Origin of the sequence: Fervidobacterium islandicum, from assembly GCF_000767275.3 — a bacterium.
Lineage (GTDB): Bacteria > Thermotogota > Thermotogae > Thermotogales > Fervidobacteriaceae > Fervidobacterium > Fervidobacterium islandicum.
This window is the reverse complement of sequence record NZ_CP014334.2, coordinates 1,755,353-1,770,977: the sequence shown is the minus strand read 5'-3', so window position 1 is coordinate 1,770,977 and position 15,625 is coordinate 1,755,353. Positions and strand designations below refer to the sequence as shown.

The following is a 15,625-nucleotide window of genomic DNA, read 5'->3' as shown; positions in this document are numbered from 1 at the left end:
TGTGTCGAAATGAAAAGAGTATACGTCTTACTTGTATGTGTATTATTATTTTCTCTGCTTTTTGCAGGTCCAAAAGACTCAAAAGAACCAAATGTATCATTGCAGCTATCGCTTTATCTAACTCAAAACTTTGGTTTAAATTTTTCTCTTGGTGTTTCTGTGAATTACGAGATATCCGAAGGAAAAGAAATAAAATTACCAAAACCTAAAAAACATCCGCATGATATTGTGGTAAAGTATCCAAAGGGTAAGAGAGGTATAGAAGTCGAACTTGAGTTAACTTCAGGATTAACCTTTAAGGCTGAAAACGTTACGGTAAAGAAAATTGGAAAAAATAGGTACAGATTCGACCTTGCAAAAAGTTCTTCTATCTCGCACTTGATTATTCTGTCAGGCACAGATGTTTTCTTTGCAATAACGGCTCTACAAAATCCTTCTGGAAATGTAATGATAGCGTACTGGTACAGAAAATAAAAAGGGGGAAGAGTCCCCCTTTAATTATTCCGCCTGCTTCAATGCTTTGCCTTTCTTGCTTTCCAACCATGCATTGCGAGTGCAAATGCAATGACCGCATAAGCTATGAATTCTCGGAAAAATTCACCTATCTGTGGTTGTCCAAACAATCTGTTACCTGCACTTGGTGCCACCACGAAAAGCGTATGGAAGAGCAAAACACCAATTATTGCGTTCCATATAGAAGCCTTCCGAACAGAGGCGCCACCAACTAGCAAGGCTGCTATTGAGAACAGGCCTATTTGTTCATGGCTGTTGTACGTGTTCACCGTTCCTATATCTTGGAGATATATGACCTGCCCTATTGCTGCCAAAACAGTTGAATATATAACCGCTATGATCCTTGTCTTGTCCACATCGATACCAGCTGTTCTGGCGATGTGCATATCTTGACCAACCGCTTTAAAGTCTTGACCAAGCTTTGTTTTCAGGAGGAATGTGATGAATAAACATAGCCCAACTACAAATAGCAAAGGTACTACAAATATGCTTATGAACTTTATGTTCACAACGTATATATTATTCAACGCACCGGCAACTGTTCCGTACAGATCAACGGTATTCCTCAAACCAACACCTTGTGGTAAAAGCATTTCTGCTTTCGAAAAAGGTATGAGCGAACCAATAAAGAACAGGAATATTAACTGATAGACACCGTTGGCAAAAAAGCCAAGTATCATGGATGTTATCATTTCGCGCCCCTTAGCTCTGTTGAGTGTTAATCCAACGAGCCAACCGAGGAAGACAGATATCAAACTTGCTATAACCATCGCAAGTAGAATACCTTTTAGACCTGTGACGTTCCAATCCACAACAAAGAAAAGCGCAGCCTGAGCAGCCATAGCCCCAAGAACTATAGCAAAATTCAAACCAAGTCCTGCAATGACTGGGATGATAAGAGCGAGGACAAGAAATGTATTTCGGCTTAACCTTCGGACAACTTCGGATAATAAGAACAAAGGTGGAATCTTTGCTGCGATAACCGCTCCCAAAGTTAGTAGGAAGAAAGCTATCGGTACTATATTACCCAAAAGGATTGATTTTATTCTGCTTACTACGTTCTTTTCCATATCAATTTGCCTCCTTTGGAGCGCGTGTCAGTGCGTAAAGTATCATACCATTACTTACGATAAGCCTCATAACTTCGGTGATATCACCGCGTGTTACTTGGCTCAGCACTGGCAACGCGACTGTCAGAAGAGTTTGGAAAATTATCGTTCCCATTACTACGTTTGTTATCGTAGCTCTCCTTATCGACGCTCCACCTATCAAAATAGAAGCAACGGCAGGAAATGTCATGAAGAGCGGTGCTTGATAAAGTTGAACAAAACCGTAACTTTGGGCATAAACAACAATTCCTATGCCTGCTAAAACTGTTGATAAAATCACTGCATTCCTTCGTGCAGCTCTTGGTTTAACACCAGAACTGACTGCGTACATTTCATTCTGTCCAACTAAATCGATAGATAAGCCAGCTTTTGTTTTGAAGAATAGATATATGATGAAACACATAAAAGCAAAGAACAGAATCAAACCTGTTGGGAAGTAGAGGTCTCCGATAATTTTGAACCTTAGAAAGTTATTCAGAACCTTATCAAAATACCCTTGTAACGTTAACGTATACCTCAGTCCAACACCACCGATGGCCCATACCATCTCAGGATTTTTAAACGGGAGCACCAACCACATGATGGACATAAATGCGACGATTGAATAACCAACGTACGTTTCAACCATCATCTCTTGTCCGCGCACCTTATCAAGCAACCAAGCATATATCCATCCAAGAACCAAATTGAAAGCTATCGAGATGGCAACTGCTACAAAAAAGCCTATCGGGCCTGTTATGTGATTCTCCATAACGATAAGCATCCCCAATAAGCCGCCAATGATACCGACAGGTAAACCAAAATTTGGACCTATGCCGGCCCTAATTGTCGGAAGCATAGCGAGGACCAAAACACCGTTCATACCAATTCTTACCAAGGAATCATTTATCAAACCAGTTATAGAAACCGAAGTAAACGCAGCCAAAACAAACAAGGATAGTAAGAAAAGAATTATGACCAGTATAGGAATATCAACCTTCTTGAAAATCTGTGTCAGAAAGTTCTTAATACCCATAGCCTCACCCATTTGCCTTTACCTCCTTTAGCTCGCCAGCCATAGCCAAGCCGAATTCAACATCTGGCGCTGTTGGTGGTAGCACTGCAGCGAGCTTACCTTCAGCAACGATAGCTATTCTGTCACATATGGATTTCAGCTCTGCCAACTCACTTGAGGTAAGTACAATGGTAATACCGTGCTCTCTGTTGAGTTTCACCAAATAATCAAGAACAAGCTTCTTCGCACCAACATCTATTCCACGTGTCGGTTCTGAGACAAACAGAAGTTTCGGATTGAGTGTAAACGCACGTGCAAGACATACCTTTTGCTGATTACCACCACTGAGCCTTCTTACTGGTTGCGTGGGTCCTTTGCATCGTATATCCAATTCCCTTATTAACTTCTCGGCATGCTCTCTGATAGCTTTTCTGTCGTATATGGTTAAACCCAGGAACTTCTTTGTGAACATTCCAAATGCGGTGATAGCGGTGGCGACTATGTTCATCTCGACAGATTCATCAAGAAGCAATCCAACCCCTCTTCGGTCCTCAGAGACATAAACTATACCACTTTTCAAAGCGTACATTGGAGAGTTCAATTGGTACGCTCGTCCCATGAAGGTTACATCACCTTCGGCAGGGTAAAGTCCAAAGATACCGTTTGCAATGCCAAGTTTTCCTTGCCCTGCAAGTCCTCCAATACCAAGAATTTCTCCTTCTTTGATATCAATTGAAAAGTCTTTCACTTCCTCTCCGGGCATATGAACTTTCAAGTGCCTTATCGACATTATAATATTGTTCTCATCCATTTCCTTTTTCCTCGGTGGGAGCTCCACATTCTCTATTTTTCTACCAACCATTTTTTCCGCAATTTCGTAGACGGTGAACTCTTCTTTGTTCCCTTCAGCAACAACCTGTCCATCTCGTAGGATAACTATCCTATGAGCAACCTCTAAAATTTCATGGAGACGGTGTGAAATAAATATGATAGAAATGCCCTTTTCAGAAAGCAATCTGATAATATTCAGTAGGTTCTCCGCCTCTGATTCCGTCAAAACGGCAGTAGGTTCGTCAAGAACAAGAAGCTTCAACGTCTTTTTGTCGATTTCACGAGCTATCTCAACAAATTGCTTGTGTGCAACCGGAAGGGATGCCACATATTCCATTTCGTCAATTGAGTACATTTTAATAGTATCAAGTGCCTGCCTTGCATCTTTACGCATAGCAGGTATATCTAAAGTTTCGAGTCTTTTTCCATTTTTTCGTAGTAATTTACTGAGTATGTTTGGTCTGGTAATCTCTCTGTTGAGCTTTATGTTCTCCGTCACTGTGAATCCGGGAAGTAACATAAATTCCTGATGTACCATCCCTATTCCAAGCGACATCGCTTTAGAAGGAGAGTCTATATCAACTTTTTGTCCATCGAAAATAATCTCTCCTTCAAAGCCTCCTGTGGAATGTATCACAGGCATCCCGAAAAGGATATTCATGAGTGTTGATTTACCAGCACCGTTCTCACCAACTAATCCCAATATTTCGCCCTCACCGACTGAGATAGAAACGTTCTTTAAAACCTGGTTACCGTAGTAAAACTTAGAGATACTTCTCATTTCTAAAACCATTTTCATGCTCATCCCCCTATTCAAAGGCTTAAACTTAATTTAAAGGTGTCGGCGAGTGCCGACACCCCAATTCGTGCAGTCAAAAAAACGTATCAGAATTTGTCAACTCCGAATATAACCGATTTGTGGATGAACATGTAGTAATTCTTGTATGGATCGAGTGTTCTAACTTGAAGTTCTGCCTTTGGATATTTCTTCTTTGCTTCTTCTGTCACGATGAGTTTGATACCATTCAAATTAGTTGGGCTGACTTTCTTTTGCACAAGTGCCTTAGCAATTTCGACACCTGCTTCAACAAAGAGCATGTTCATAGGTACTGGCCATGTTGCAAACCTTCCTGCGCCACCCATTTCTATGATCTTCTGGTTTACAACTCTAAGTATGTAGGTCATATCTCCTTTTTTATCTTCTGGAATGGAAATGCCAAGTGAACCAGGGAATCCGTGTGTTGGCGATGGGCAGCATGGTTCAAGATAGTATCCACCGTGTTTGAGAATCGCTTTTTGGAGAGGTTCTTGCATTCCACAGTTCGTTGAGAAGAATCCTGTCTTTGGACCATACTTCGCAAGTTGTCTTGGGACATCTTCAAGTATGAACTGCTGAGCACCAGTCAAACCTTGTTCACCAAGTGGGTCTGGAGCGGAAACAAACACGAAGTTAATTCCCATTTGCTTAGCTGTTTTTTCCATGATATCTCTTCTCTCCGCAAGAAGCTTGTAACTCATGTGCCTTGGGAATGAGTAGTGAATTATCGTTTCGACACCCATCTTCTTTGCGAGTTCAACTATTGTTTTTCCACGGCCTGGAGTATCTACTTCGAGAATAACATCTGCCGCAGGTGAAATAACCCCTGGGTCTTCGTGTGGCACGCCAACGACGAAAACGATATCTTTCCTCATTTCTTTGACCCTTCTGATTGCTGCCGTTGTTCCGGGTACACCTTGGCATATAACAATTGCCTTAACTTGTGGGTCGTATGCCAGTTCGACGATCCTTGCTATCGTTGTTTCTTGTTCTTGCATGAATTTGTCTGGATATGTCACATGGATGATTTCTTTACCGTACTTCTTAACAACGTTTTCAGCACCCCTGTACTCATCTTCGCCTTGTGAAACAGTTCCCGTGACAACGCCTATCTTAAAACCGAGAGCAGCGTAGAGTGATGTAATAAACAAAACCGCTACAAGCAATACCATCAGTTTCTTCATACCCAATCCCCTCCCTTGGAATAGTGTGGGTCGTGATAATTATATCACAAAGTTTTGGTTGTTTCAAAATATCGGATATGAGTTAAGAAAGTTGTGAATTTTGTTAATTTATAGCTCCTGTTGTTTCTTTTCTTCTCAGTTCAAAACTGATTGCTTTTTTTCTTTAGGTGGAGAAATAAAAAACAGCTTTTGCACAAAGGAAGAGATTAAAAAGTAGAAGATGGTTATATGTTTTTCTAAATTTCATCTTCTTTATTTGCTTTTCCGGTACACCGAAAGTCCCCACAAACCTTTACCTGCTTCCAATGCTTCGCGTTGGTACCGCAAAAAGTAGTCAACGTATTTCACGTTTGGCTGAATCGTCATAACCTGAGCATAACCTTCGAGAAGAAGTATCGCATTGAACATCTTTGTTCTAATCTCATCGTCTGTTATTTGACTTGGTTTTTCAAGCCAGACGTATGCGAGCAATCTTCCATACCTATCTTTTTCTTGAACATCGAACTCCAAGTATACTTTTCTTCCTGTCAGTATTTTCTTAGTAAAGGCCTTCGCTTCCGGACCATACGGTTCAACTCTTTTCACCGGGTGGTTTGTCTCTGGAGTGTTCACACCGATAAGTCTGACTTTGTATTTTTCTCCACCTAGATCAACCTTTATCGTGTCCCCATCGATAACTTCAACCACGTAGCACGGTTTGTACTCACCTTGGTACTGAAAAAATAGCACTATCATAACTAAAATTGCAGTGAATAAGCTGCCAAGCGATACGGTTTTGACCCTTTTTGTTTTGCGAGTTTTTCGCTCAGCGGTCATTCTGCCCGACCTCCATAAGTCTTTTAATCCTCTCTTCTGGGGCAGGGTGACTATAGTACCAAATTTTGTAAAGTGGCATCGGGTTTGGATTTGATAGGTTTTCTTTTACTAACCTTTTCAAAGAAGAGATCAAATAGGTCGGTGAACCAAGCAATTTGGCCGAGTATTCATCAGCTTCGTACTCCATTTTCCTAGAAAAATAGTTCATCACTGGTTCCAAAAAGAACATTATCGATGAAACGAACATGAACGCGTACGCAAAGACTGTGTATGGTTGCGAAACACCGAATATATGCGTTTCCATGAGGAATTTGTATATAGCGTTTGTTATGAAGAAAGTAAATGTTATCAGTAGTGCATTCAATACCAGCAATTTGGGAATATGCCTTTTAGCGTGGTGCCCCAGCTCGTGACCAACAACAGCGAGAATCTCATCTTGATTGTAACTTAAGATATTGTCGAATAGTACAAGTCTTCTTGATTTTCCAATACCTGTCAGATATGCGTTCTGCTTTTTTGTTCTTTTCGAGGCATCCATTTTGTATATGTTCGGAACTTTAATGCGTGCTTTATCAAGGATGGCACGAATCTTTGATTTGAGCTCTTCGTTTTCGAGCTCAGAGAACTTGAAGAAAAGCGGAGCGATTAAAATCGGTTGGATGATCATGAAAAATATTAAGATCACAAAAGCCAAAATGGAAAGTTGCCACCACCAAACGGGAAACTTAACTAAGAACCAGATTATACCGGCGATTATCGGTGCACCAATGATGACGGCAAGGAGAATTTGTAGTATCTGGTCTCTAATAAATAGCTTAGCAGTTGTCGTGTTGAAACCGTATTTTTGCTCAATAACGAAGGTGGAATACACCTTGAACGGAAGTTCAACTACGTATTCTATCGCAGCGTATATACCAAAGAAAATAAGCGCTTGGATAATCACAGAACGTCCACTGGAAAGTGACTTATCAAGAGTTGGGAAAAGGTAAAATACATAGAAAAGGGTAAGTATCAAGGAAGTTATTTTCTCAAGCGTTGCTAGCCTGACCTTGTCTTTCAAATACCTTTTTGCCTTTTCAAAATCTTCTGGTGAAAACCTATCTTTTAAGATGTCCGGTACTCTTGCACTCGGACCTGTAGAATATCTTAAGTTAAGAACATCAAGTGCAATTTCCCAAACGTACTTTAGAATGATTGTGAATAGGAATAAAAGGAAAAAGGTATTAAGCACAGAAATCCCTCCTTAGAAATTGGAATTTTTCTTTCTCACATTGTTATTTGAAATACGTGCGCTAATAGTTTACGGTCTTTATTTCCCTAATCTTTTTATAGGGCACATTCAACTCACGTGACAGGCGTATCAACCAAGGCACCTCAAGATGGGCTTTGGTTAAGATTTCGTCGTCACTAAGAACGTGTTCTGTTTCACCATCGGCAATTATCATGCCATCTGAAAAAACCACTGTCCTTGAAAAATTTTCTAGAACAAAATCCATATCGTGTGTTATGGTTATAACAAACTTTCCAGAAGAGACGAGTGATTTTATAATCCCAGCAATTACTTGTGTGGAGTACCTATCTTGTGCGATTGTTGGCTCATCGAAAATAATCACTTTCGGTTCCATCGCAAGGATAGAGGCAAGACACAACAGTTTTCTTTCAGATAATGTGAGGTCATACGGATGTTCCTCTTCTTTTCCTTTCAGCCCCACAAGTTCAAGAGCTCTTACTGAATTTTCGTAAGCTACGTGCTTATCCTTGAAAACATTCATTGGACCGAACATAACCTCTTCGATTACTTTACTCTTAAATATCTGATCAGCTGGGTTTTGGAAAACTAAACCGACAGTCTTTGCCAATTTAGCCGCTGTTGTATCCTTGGTGTTTTGTCCAAATATCCATATATCCCCTTTCGTTGGGGTTAACAATGCTTTTAGGAGTTTGACAAACGTTGTCTTGCCAGCTCCGTTTTGACCAACAATCGCAGTAGGTCGATTGTCTATTGTAATCGTTACATCCCTAAGTACAAACTCTTCGTCTTTGTATGCAAACCACAAATTTTGAACGCTTATCACATCATCGTTATAAGTCCCACTCATGGCCTTTGAAAAACTCCCTTCAATAAGCTAACTGCATCATCGAAATGCACAGGATACAATCCGTTGGATTTTTTGAGGTTCAAAACCTTGCACAAAGAAGTGTATATAGGCTCACCTACGTGGTACTGGTCAATTTCCGGCATAGAAAAGATCTCTTCAGCTGTCCCGTAGCTTATTAACTCTCCATTGTACAAGAACAGTAACTTGTCGCAGTACTCTACCAACTTCTCGAATTTATGCTCAACCAAAATAATCGTTTTTCCAAGCTCCTTTAGTTCCAATAAAGCTTCAAAGACCTCAGTTGTACCCTGTGGGTCAAGTTGTGAAGTAGGCTCATCCAAAATAACAATGTCAGGCTCTAAGGCAAGAACACTTGCTATTGCCAACCTTTGCAGCTGACCACCGGAAAGTTCGAAAGGATTTTCTTCCCTTTTTTCCCATAGTTTGAATCTTTTCAAGACATTCTCGACCCGTTCAACTATCTCTTCACGATCGATTCCGATATTTTCAAGCCCGAAAGCCACCTCTTCGAACACCGTCATCTTTGCACCACTGATTTGCGAAAATGGATTCTGAAGTACAAGTCCTACTTTCTTGACAAGCTGTTCTTTTGGAATGTGCAGAACATCTACATCATCGATTAAAACGCTTCCACTACGTTTACCACCAAAAAATGAAGGAACAAGCCCTGTTAGGGCAAAACAAAGTGTTGATTTACCAGCACCATTCCTACCGATGATACCAATGAACTCACCTCGCGATACGGAAAAGGAAATGCTGTTTAACACTTTCTTTCCAGAAAGTGGGTATTCATAGCTCAGGTCCGCGACAACTATTTTTTCTTGCTTTGACAACCTTGCTTCATCTATACTTAAATCGTTATCCATGAAATAACCCTCCACGCGATGGCAAAGATTAAAGTTGATTTCATGATAAGTTTTATACTCTTGTCAAGCATTGTCTCGGGAATTATCTTCACAAATGTTGGCTTTCTTGAAACACCAAACCCTCGCATTTCAATTGCGATCGCCCTTTCTCTGGCTTCAACAAGCGAGCTCAAGACAAGAGGACCTATGAGTGCGAAAAACGCTCTCAGTTTTTGCATTAAGCTACCTTCCGTCTCAAGTCCTCTAGAACGCTGGGCATCGATTATCGTGGAAGCTGTGGATAGCATCTGAGGAATAATTTGCAACACGGATGAGAGAATGTAGCCCAATTTCGGCGACAATCCTTTTTGAACAAGGTTTGATACCATATCAGATGGTCTGGTCGTGAGTATAAGCATTCCGAAGGCTACTATCATGTTTATCACGCGTATAATAAGAACTGTTGCGTGTAGGAAACCTTCTTTGTAAAAACTTAGTTTGCCAAGTGTAAAAATCAACGTTGCATTACCCTGATAGAACATACCTTGAATTATCAACATTGTCGTAGAGACAACTAAAGCTGCATTTATGAATCCAACCATGTTTTTCAAAACGCGTGCTAGAACTGCAATTATTAAGGAAATTAAAAGAAAGAGAAGTCCCATCCACATGGATGGGAATAAGAAAGTCAGAATGACTGAGGTAAAAGCGTACCACAATTTGGTAACGGGCTCTAGCCTATGCACTGGTGTGTTTTTCTCAACGTAGAGGCTTATCGTTCTCAAAGGTTCAACCTCCGAAATCAATCTCTCACTTTATTGTTCTTGCCTGAAGCTATATACTAGTGATTTTGGTAGTGCTTTGAAAATTCCATATGCGATGAAAACTGTCAGAACTTTATCTACTAAATCGACAACAAGTTCATCGAAGAAAGAAGCCAACCAAACACCTACATTCTTGGACCTCAGGAATGCGAAAAGTGCATCTCCCCAGACATTTCCCGTCTGACCTTCCCAGAAAATAACGTTCAGAGGTACAGAGATAACCGTCGCCACAACGGCTATGATCAAACCGCTCAGGAAAGCTCTAAATGCGTTTTCGAACATCTTTGCTTTATAAAGTAATCCAGCAGCCACACCTATACCTATGCTTGTAAGTGCGTAGATGAACGATATAGGTCCAGCTGTCAAACCGTAGATGATATTGTTGATTGCCCCGCTAAGTCCACCAACGACTGGACCAGCAAGCATGGCCGCAAGTACCGTACCTATAGAGTCCAACCACAGCGGTAGTTTCAAAGCCTCCGCAAAAAATTTACCCGCATAGTTGATGCCTACCGCTACAGGAATCAGGACAACTATCATCGTTGTGAGTCTTGAAGACCTTGCCATAATAACATCCCCCCAACTTAAGAGTCTTGAAAATTATAGAAAACCTTAAACTTTAGTCTCATATATATTGTAACATGGATCCCCATAAAATTTCCCGGTTTGAGTTATCTTAAACTGAAACAAACGTAACAGTACCTGACAAACCCGCAAGCTTCTCTCCTATGGAAGCGAAAGACATGCATTTTGGACACTAAACTCAAGTTTCTAAGTTGTTAAATGCCACTTTTATGGAGTAAACAAATTTCCATAGAAGGCAAACTCGAACTGATAAGGATACCATTCCCCTTGAAATTGGGAATGTCAACTAAGGATATAAAAGGGAACGAGAAAAAATGGAAAAAATGCTGAGCGACCACTTGCTCAGCATTTTTTGTCTGTTAAGTATCTACAACCCCACACCTCATACATTATACCAGTTGGTACGTACAAAGAGAAAATCACAATACAACACTCTTTATAAAAAGCATCATTTGTCACATCGTTAAAGTGTTTACTCAAATATCGAAGAGTGTTTTGGTATTCTTTTTCTGAAGAAAATCATAGATTCTTCTATTTGCCAAGTTTAAATATTCTTCATTAATCTCATATCCAACATAATTTCTTCCTGTCATCAATGCTGCAATCGCAGTTTGTCCGCTACCCATAAAAGGATCTAAGACGACCTCACCTTCAAAAGTATAAAGCTGAATACAACGGTAGGGAAGTTCTACAGGAAACGGTGCGGGATGTCCTATCTTTTTTGCAGACTCAGCTGGAAATGTCCAGATACTTTTTGTAAACTCCAGAAACTCTTCTTTGGATATGGTACTTTTTCGACCCTTCGGATTTTTTCTTGTAAACGTTCCCTTTGAGAAGATTAGGATGTATTCATGTACATCTCTTAGGCTTGGATTACTGGCCGACATCCAACTTCCCCACGCTGTAGAGGAACTGGCAGTTGCACCTTTGTTCCAAACAACTTCTCCTCTCATTAAAAATCCAACTTCTAACATATCTTCAATAACATACACATGCAATGGAATATATGGTTTTCTTCCCAAGTTTGCTAAGTTTATGCAAGCCCTACCTCCTGGTACAAGGACACGATACACTTCTCTCCAAACTCTTTTTAAAAAATCTCTGTACTCATTGAGAGTTAAATCTTCGTCGTATTCCTTACCAACATTGTAAGGAGGAGAAGTGACCATCAGGTGAATACTGTTATCTGGAAGTTCTTCCATATTTTCGCTACTTTTCAGAATTATTTTATTAATTACTTCGTCCGGTAAAGGTGTCTCTACGTAACTTAGATTTTGCTCCTTAGGAAGATTTGAATAAAGATTTCTGCTATAGAAAGGCGAGGAGTCATGGTTAATCCTACTTGGTGCACCAAACGCACTTGTAACTGTGCCAATTTTTCTACTGGCCATGTCAAATTACACCATCCTTTACGTACATTAAAAACAGCTCAGCAATTTTTCTATAGTCCTCTTTCGTATATCTATCCTTTAATATTTTACCACACGAGTCTTTTATTATTTTTCCAAGTTCATCCGTACTCTTCCAACTAGAGAAGAAAATCTTTTCGTCCTTTAGGGAAGTGTTGATTAATTTCGTAATCAGATCCTTCAATACTGCGTAGTTTTGTACTGTGATAAAACCTTCATCTGAGCTTTCCATAAGATAATGGTCTGATAACTTTTCGTTTCCCGCATCAAAAGGTTTAGGATTTAGCGAATAAAATCCCTGAATAAAACCAAGGTTTTTAAGGTTATCAACTGTTCTTTCATAGTTCCTCGTGATCGGGGTGTTTCCAAGCACAACTATTGGTACACTACGTTTCCCCGGATTATTCACCCTCATCATAATACATTTCCCTACAGCTTTTAACACCGTATCCGATCTTAGAAGACCAGGATTTCCTTGATGCTTTGTAAAATCTCCTATACAATCCAATACACCGTTAGGTGAATACTTCCAATTCCAAACTATTGACATTTTAACTTCGAATATGACCAAAATTTCTTCAGGTTTTAGTTCTACAGCCTTTGTTTTGGTTTTTCGATCCGTATTTTTTGCTTCTGTCGATATAGTCAGGACAATATCCGCTGGCGAGTCTTTACTAAGTCCCAAATCTTCACACACAACATTGCGAACAACACGGAAAGGTTCCTTATAATTACTTTCCTTTGCGATATCTCCTAAAACCATTTCTAAAAGATTTTTGGTCCATTCCTCAGTGTAGTTTCCTATTAAACTGTTTCTCCCTTGAACGACGGTATTTCCTTTTTGAACATTTCCAGTTTTAGGCCAAAATGCATAGTATGTGTTTTGTTCTTCATCTTTGTAAAATATCTTTTTCAGAAGTTTTTCTCTTAATTTTTCTAAGTTGGTATCTTTTTGGTTTTTATATTTTTTAATCTGATGCTCAATTTGTGTGATATAGTTTTCGAAAAATTTCCTTTCTGCATCCTTGTTCCATAAAAATTGTTCTCTAACCAATTTCTCACAACCCTTCTGAATTTTTCTTCCTATCAACTCTGATAAACTATAAATTCCCGAAAGCCCATCGAAATAGCTTTTGAAAAAGAAGAGAAAATCCTCTTCACAAGTATAAGACTGATGAAATAGCAACAAAAGAGTACAAATTAGGTCATTTAAGTTAGTGCTTAGTGAAATCACGAAACAGAGCGTAGAAAAACTCTTTTCTAATTATACCACACTCCAGCTTCTGTTTCAAAATTTGTACAAAATCTACTTTACAACTCAATACCATATGGTATAATAAATTAGGAAAAACTAAGTAGATAATATTAGATAATTTTCGGAGGTGTGATTATGCTCTTACAAGTGAAAGATTTGGTGGCTAAGTTGAGAGAAGAAGAAAAGATTATACTTAAAGGTGTGAACTTGGAAATAGGACGAGGAGAAGTTCATGCGATAATGGGGCCAAATGGATCTGGTAAATCAACACTGGCAAACGTGATTATGGGAAATCCAAAGTACGAAGTAGTTTCTGGAGATATATTGTTTGAAGGAGAGTCGATACTGGATTTAAGAACTGACGAAAGAGCCCAGAAAGGCATCATGATGACGTTCCAAAATCCATATGAAATTGAGGGTGTCAAACTTGACCAACTGCTTTTGATTGCTTACCGCAAACTGCACGGGGAAGATAAAACGTTCTTCCAACTTGATAAAGAGATGAAGGGGCTTTTAAATGAAGTTGGACTCCCAACGGAGTTTTTAGAAAGGTTTGTTAACCTTGGCTTTTCTGGTGGAGAGAGAAAGAAGGGTGAGATTCTTCAAGCAAGGTTTTTGAAGCCCAAGCTCTTAATTTTAGACGAGATAGACTCAGGGCTTGATGTTGATGCTCTGAGAATTGTCGCAGAACAGATCAACAAGCTCAGAGCCGAAGGAACATCTCTGCTGATAATCACACACTATGCGAGGATCCTCAACTACATAGATGTTGACAAAGTGCATGTGTACGTCGATGGAAAGGTTGCTTTAACAGGTGATAAGTCCTTAGCTTACGAGGTAGAAAAAACAGGATACGCGATAGTAAACGGCACTGCAGATGCCAATTCATCTAAATGAGGAGGGATAAAGATGAGTGACCTCCATGAACTTTTGTATGAACTAAAGAAAAAAGAAGATTTCCAGATAAAGGTAAATGTCCAGCCGGCGATAAAGCTGCCAGCTGGCTTGAATAGAAAGCTCATATACGAAATCTCCGAGGCTAAAAATGAACCAGCATGGATGACAGAGCACAGAATTAAATCGTTCGAAATATTCGAAAAATGGCACGAACCAGACTGGGGCGTTACCAGGGATGAGCTCGATTTGTCAAAAATAGTTCCGTATGTCAAACCAAATGCTAAAAAGACTACCACTTGGGAGGAAGTCCCTGAAGAAATTAAACAAGCGTTTGATAAACTCGGAATACCAGAAGCGGAAAGGAAATATTTAGCAGGCGTTGGTGCTCAATTCGACTCCGAGATGATATACAAAAACATCAAGGAAGAACTGAAGAAGATTGGAGTTATATTTACAGACATTGAAACCGCTGTTAGGGAATATCCTGACCTCGTTAAGGAATATTTCATGAAGCTCGTTCCGCCAACTGACAACAAGTACGCGGCACTTCACGGTGCACTTTGGAGCGGCGGTACGTTCCTCTATGTACCTAAAGGTGTTAAAGTACCACTACCACTCCAATCTTACTTTCTTTTTGGTAATCCTGGTGGTGGGCAGTTTGAACATACGATAATAATAGCGGATGAAGGTAGTGAGGTAACGTACATCGAAGGCTGTACGGCACCTAAATACGATGTTGTGAACTTACATGTTGGAACCGTTGAAGTTTACGTCAAGAAGGGCGCAAAGATGAAGTACCTTACAATGCAAAATTGGAGCAAGAACATGTTCAATCTTGAAATCAAACGCGCAATAGCTGAAGAAGACGCCGTTATGACTTGGGTCTCAGGCTCTTTCGGTAGTTACAAGACGATGGTGTACCCTGCAACGATACTTAAAGGAGACAACTCCGTTTCAGAAAATGTATCGATTTCATTTGCAGGACCAGGACAGCATATCGATACTGGTTCTAAGGTGATACACATAGGTAAGAACACGCGTTCTACGGTGGATGCAAGAAGTATCAGTATAGGTGGTGGCTGGTCGTTCTACAGAGGATTACTCAAGATAATGGAGAGTGCAAAAGGCTCAAAAGCAAGTGTGAGTTGTACAGGGCTTATGATTGACAATAAATCAAAAAGCGACACCGTCCCGATAATTGAAGTGTACAACACGGATTCAGATGTTGGGCATGAAGCAAAGATAGGAAGAATTAAAGATGAGCAGATCTTCTACCTCATGAGCAGAGGATTAAGTGAATTAGAAGCTAAAGGGCTTATCGTCAAAGGCTTCATCCAACCAGTTGTTCAGGAACTTCCGTTTGAATATGCAATAGAATTGAACAGGCTCGTGGATATGGAAATTGAGTCTTCGATAGGCTAATCAG

The 15,625-nt window shown here is 40.0% G+C and carries 15 protein-coding genes; 3 read left to right on the top strand and 12 right to left on the bottom strand.

Features of this window, described 5'->3' with window-relative positions; translation table 11 throughout:
- Positions 1 to 9: 9 nt before the first annotated feature.
- Positions 10 to 474 (top strand): hypothetical protein, encoded by a 465-nt coding sequence (locus NA23_RS08515; RefSeq protein ID WP_033192224.1) that lies wholly within the window; start codon positions 10 to 12, stop codon positions 472 to 474.
- Between the two features lie 38 nt (positions 475 to 512).
- Here the strand turns inward: NA23_RS08515 and NA23_RS08510 are convergent, their stop codons facing one another.
- The 12 genes from NA23_RS08510 to NA23_RS08455 form a co-directional block, all read right to left on the bottom strand.
- On the bottom strand, positions 513 to 1,583 hold the full coding sequence (locus tag NA23_RS08510) for an ABC transporter permease subunit (RefSeq protein WP_033192223.1): 1,071 nt from the start codon (positions 1,581 to 1,583) through the stop codon (positions 513 to 515).
- A 1-nt stretch (position 1,584) separates the two neighbouring features.
- Positions 1,585 to 2,649 (bottom strand): ABC transporter permease subunit, encoded by a 1,065-nt coding sequence (locus NA23_RS08505; protein ID WP_090222081.1) that lies wholly within the window; start codon positions 2,647 to 2,649, stop codon positions 1,585 to 1,587.
- Positions 2,642 to 4,246, bottom strand: a complete 1,605-nt coding sequence (locus tag NA23_RS08500) for a sugar ABC transporter ATP-binding protein (protein ID WP_062946241.1) — start codon at positions 4,244 to 4,246, stop codon at positions 2,642 to 2,644. Before NA23_RS08500 ends, NA23_RS08505 begins: the two co-directional genes overlap by 8 nt.
- An 86-nt stretch (positions 4,247 to 4,332) precedes the next feature.
- A complete protein-coding gene (locus NA23_RS08495; protein WP_033192221.1) occupies positions 4,333 to 5,448 on the bottom strand; it encodes a DUF3798 domain-containing protein in 1,116 nt (371 codons plus the stop codon).
- Between the two features lie 252 nt (positions 5,449 to 5,700).
- Positions 5,701 to 6,264, bottom strand: coding sequence for a thermonuclease family protein (locus NA23_RS08490; RefSeq protein WP_033192220.1), 564 nt, complete (start codon positions 6,262 to 6,264; stop codon positions 5,701 to 5,703).
- Positions 6,254 to 7,495 carry a M48 family metallopeptidase gene (locus NA23_RS08485; RefSeq protein ID WP_033192219.1) on the bottom strand — a complete coding sequence of 414 codons (1,242 nt, stop codon included), beginning with the start codon at positions 7,493 to 7,495 and terminating at the stop codon, positions 6,254 to 6,256. Before NA23_RS08485 ends, NA23_RS08490 begins: the two co-directional genes overlap by 11 nt.
- A gap of 61 nt (positions 7,496 to 7,556) precedes the next feature.
- The gene (locus tag NA23_RS08480; protein ID WP_033192218.1) at positions 7,557 to 8,363 is read right to left on the bottom strand and encodes an energy-coupling factor ABC transporter ATP-binding protein; all 807 of its coding nucleotides are present in this window, start codon (positions 8,361 to 8,363) and stop codon (positions 7,557 to 7,559) included.
- Entirely contained in the window at positions 8,360 to 9,250 is an 891-nt protein-coding gene (locus tag NA23_RS08475; RefSeq protein ID WP_052107221.1) for an energy-coupling factor ABC transporter ATP-binding protein, read from the bottom strand. Before NA23_RS08475 ends, NA23_RS08480 begins: the two co-directional genes overlap by 4 nt.
- Positions 9,235 to 10,014, bottom strand: a complete 780-nt coding sequence (locus NA23_RS08470; protein WP_033192217.1) for an energy-coupling factor transporter transmembrane component T family protein — start codon at positions 10,012 to 10,014, stop codon at positions 9,235 to 9,237. Before NA23_RS08470 ends, NA23_RS08475 begins: the two co-directional genes overlap by 16 nt.
- 30 nt (positions 10,015 to 10,044) lie before the next feature.
- The gene (locus tag NA23_RS08465) at positions 10,045 to 10,620 is read right to left on the bottom strand and encodes an ECF transporter S component (protein WP_033192216.1); all 576 of its coding nucleotides are present in this window, start codon (positions 10,618 to 10,620) and stop codon (positions 10,045 to 10,047) included.
- Positions 10,621 to 11,114: 494 nt separating this feature from the next.
- Entirely contained in the window at positions 11,115 to 11,840 is a 726-nt protein-coding gene (locus NA23_RS08460; RefSeq protein ID WP_236938355.1) for a DNA-methyltransferase, read from the bottom strand.
- 190 nt (positions 11,841 to 12,030) lie between these two features.
- A complete protein-coding gene (locus NA23_RS08455; protein WP_145974466.1) occupies positions 12,031 to 13,137 on the bottom strand; it encodes a hypothetical protein in 1,107 nt (368 codons plus the stop codon).
- A gap of 300 nt (positions 13,138 to 13,437) precedes the next feature.
- On the opposite strand from NA23_RS08455, the gene sufC reads away from it, so the two are divergent.
- Together sufC and sufB are read left to right on the top strand one after the other, a co-directional pair.
- The gene (gene sufC, locus NA23_RS08450; RefSeq protein ID WP_033192214.1) at positions 13,438 to 14,199 is read left to right on the top strand and encodes a Fe-S cluster assembly ATPase SufC; all 762 of its coding nucleotides are present in this window, start codon (positions 13,438 to 13,440) and stop codon (positions 14,197 to 14,199) included.
- Positions 14,200 to 14,211: 12 nt separating this feature from the next.
- A complete protein-coding gene (gene sufB / locus NA23_RS08445) occupies positions 14,212 to 15,621 on the top strand; it encodes a Fe-S cluster assembly protein SufB (RefSeq protein WP_090222079.1) in 1,410 nt (469 codons plus the stop codon).
- Positions 15,622 to 15,625 lie beyond the last annotated feature (4 nt).

What these genes read in the sequence shown, in the direction of transcription:
- NA23_RS08515 (WP_033192224.1), top strand. Translation starts at nt 10, where the DNA reads ATGAAAAGAGTATACGTCTTACTTGTATGTGTATTATTATTTTCTCTG.
- NA23_RS08510 (WP_033192223.1), bottom strand. Translation starts at nt 1,583, where the DNA reads ATGGAAAAGAACGTAGTAAGCAGAATAAAATCAATCCTTTTGGGTAAT.
- NA23_RS08505 (WP_090222081.1), bottom strand. Translation starts at nt 2,649, where the DNA reads ATGGGTGAGGCTATGGGTATTAAGAACTTTCTGACACAGATTTTCAAG.
- NA23_RS08500 (WP_062946241.1), bottom strand. Translation starts at nt 4,246, where the DNA reads ATGAAAATGGTTTTAGAAATGAGAAGTATCTCTAAGTTTTACTACGGT.
- NA23_RS08495 (WP_033192221.1), bottom strand. Translation starts at nt 5,448, where the DNA reads ATGAAGAAACTGATGGTATTGCTTGTAGCGGTTTTGTTTATTACATCA.
- NA23_RS08490 (WP_033192220.1), bottom strand. Translation starts at nt 6,264, where the DNA reads ATGACCGCTGAGCGAAAAACTCGCAAAACAAAAAGGGTCAAAACCGTA.
- NA23_RS08480 (WP_033192218.1), bottom strand. Translation starts at nt 8,363, where the DNA reads ATGAGTGGGACTTATAACGATGATGTGATAAGCGTTCAAAATTTGTGG.
- NA23_RS08475 (WP_052107221.1), bottom strand. Translation starts at nt 9,250, where the DNA reads ATGGATAACGATTTAAGTATAGATGAAGCAAGGTTGTCAAAGCAAGAA.
- NA23_RS08465 (WP_033192216.1), bottom strand. Translation starts at nt 10,620, where the DNA reads ATGGCAAGGTCTTCAAGACTCACAACGATGATAGTTGTCCTGATTCCT.
- NA23_RS08460 (WP_236938355.1), bottom strand. Translation starts at nt 11,840, where the DNA reads ATGGAAGAACTTCCAGATAACAGTATTCACCTGATGGTCACTTCTCCT.
- sufC (WP_033192214.1), top strand. Translation starts at nt 13,438, where the DNA reads ATGCTCTTACAAGTGAAAGATTTGGTGGCTAAGTTGAGAGAAGAAGAA.
- sufB (WP_090222079.1), top strand. Translation starts at nt 14,212, where the DNA reads ATGAGTGACCTCCATGAACTTTTGTATGAACTAAAGAAAAAAGAAGAT.